Here is a 672-nt window from a genome sequence, read left to right on the forward strand (position 1 = left end):
AGGGCGATCTGGCACGGTACGCAGATGGGGGCGGGGGACGGGTCGGACCGTAAGGACCAGTACGGATTCAATTCGGAGGACTTGAAGAACGCGAAGCTTCCCTGGGGTGACCCGGTGGAGGAGAGGCATCACTGGTACGAGGTCGGCCACTGGGTGAAGTCCTTCGTGTGGGACGGGCTGATCGTGGACGGGGTGTGGGGCACGATCAAGGGCCTGGGCACTCTTGTGGGTTGCGGTGGCTGGGAGGCGATGGGGCAGGCGTGGAAGGGCCTGGCGCAACTGGCGACCGGCCTGGCGCTGGCGTCGATCCCGGGTGTGGGGACGGCGTTCTGGCTGGTGCCGGATGACAAGTTGCCGTCGTGGATCCGTGATTCGCGTACGGCGATGAAGGAGACGGGCAAGGCGCTGGTGGCGTGGGACGAGTGGGGCAAGAACCCCGGTCGTGCTGCCGGTGCGGTCACGTTCAATGTTCTGACGACGGTGTTCACCGGTGGTGCGGGGGGTGCTGCGGCGGGTGCGGGCAAGGCCGGCGCGGTGGCGAAGGTGCTGTCGGTGGCGGGCAAGGCGGGCAAGGTCATCGATCCGATGACGTACATCGCCAAGGGTGCGGGTGCGGGACTGTCGAAGATCGGTGACATCTCCCAGGCGTTGAAGGGCGTCGGGACCATCGAG

At 66.8% G+C, this 672-nt stretch carries 1 pseudogene; it reads left to right on the forward strand.

The features are described from left to right. A pseudogene (locus E4U92_RS35095) lies at positions 1-672 on the forward strand (ADP-ribosyltransferase); the annotation flags it as partial.

This window comes from Streptomyces galbus (assembly GCF_005280195.1).
GTDB lineage: Bacteria > Actinomycetota > Actinomycetes > Streptomycetales > Streptomycetaceae > Streptomyces > Streptomyces galbus.